The sequence below is a fragment of the Citrobacter sp. Igbk 17 genome, from assembly GCF_028069775.1.
In the GTDB taxonomy this organism is placed as follows: Bacteria; Pseudomonadota; Gammaproteobacteria; order Enterobacterales; family Enterobacteriaceae; genus Citrobacter.
Window position 1 is genome coordinate 1 of record NZ_JANEWI010000075.1, and the last position, 1571, is coordinate 1571.

General features: G+C 32.7%; 1 protein-coding gene. It reads right to left on the reverse strand.

Translation table 11 applies throughout. The features are described 5' to 3' along the window. Nucleotides 1-1571: DUF262 domain-containing protein (locus NNO08_RS22795; RefSeq protein WP_271457606.1), on the reverse strand; the 1571-nt coding region annotated here is incomplete at both ends.

The window sequence follows — 1571 nt, forward strand, 5'->3', positions numbered from 1 at the left end:
GTTTATGTAGTAATGTTAAGTTCCCAATGTTATATACATAATCTTTTGCAAATGTTCCTTTGGGTAATATAAAGTGCTCATCCTTCTCCCATAGAATGGTGGATTGCGGAAGAACATGCTCTAAGTGAACTTCATTATAGTTAGGTATACTTTGCATTTTATTATCGTATAAATAGCACTTTGATAGTATATATTTTGCTATTTGATTATCTTGCGCTTTAAATTGTCTCATTGCTGCTATAAAAGCATCATCACCTATTTTCTCATGCTGGCTAAAAAAAGGTTGTATCGCGTCTTCGTTACTATCTCCAGCAATTAATCGGCGAATTACTTCATCAAATACTTTCTTCGCTCCACCAACTGAATAATCGCAAATTGTGATCCATCTAAATAAAAAGGATAAACTTAACCTTGCCATTATATCCATAAATTCAGATCTAAACCGATATGTATACATTAATAGTGGCAAACATGTTGTGTATTTTAATGTATTTATTTCCCCACAAAATGAAAGATATTTTTCCTTCCCAGAGTAATTTGCACATGTTGGGAAATATAACTCAGCAGAGGCGTAACCAGAAAAGTCAGCAGCTGTTTCCTTTAGATCTTTTGAAAAAGAAACTATATCCTCTGATAAATCAATGTGTGCTCCGATATTCTTATAGAGTTCCTTCTTCGTAATATTAGAGCCTTGAATTGCCTCCCAATAAACACGTAAAAAATCAACGGGAGAAAGCCTGCTCGATTCAATTGATGAAATCATAGACTCCCAATTATTTAGTAACAGTTCACTTTGCTCCTCATTTCCATTGGATTTCATTAATATTTTATTTTTTAATAGATCAGCAACACTTAGATCCATACCTTTTGAGTTTAATGACTCAAATAACAGAAAAGCATCATAATCAGTCTCAACCTCAATTGTTATAAATTTTAATTTTTTTACAACATGTACTAATGTAGTATAAATATCTTTAAGAGCATTCTCGCCAGTAAACTCATCAATAATTTTTTTAATAAAGGTTTTTTTAGTCTTTAGAAGACGGTTATCATTCTTATTGATCTTATAAGCAGCATCATCTACAGAAAAAGAGTCCTTTTTCTCATTTCTAATGATATATTCAAAAAGCTCATTATCTTTTTTATTCAAGCGCAAATAATAATTATCAGGCTCACTTGGTTCCCTTAGCCTTGCTCTCGCGATCTTTGCAATTTTATTTGATAGATCCATTGATGCAGGGTTTCTCTCTACCTGACTCAGTATGTCAAGGTTTGAAGAAAAAGATTCTCCCAAGCTAGCAAGCACATAGAATAGCATCGAAAAGGTAGCTAAACGCTGCTGACCATCTACTATATCAAAAGTGTCGGTTTCTTTCTGATGCTTTTTTAATACTATTGTCCCCATAAAGTATTCAGATTGCTGAGCATGAGATATAACAATATCCGTCCATAACGTTTCTACCTCATTTACCGACCAAGAATAATCTCTCTGATAATCAGGAACAATATATTTGGTTTCTAATCCTGTTAATATCTTCTCAAGACTTTTACTTTCCGGAATAATATTCATT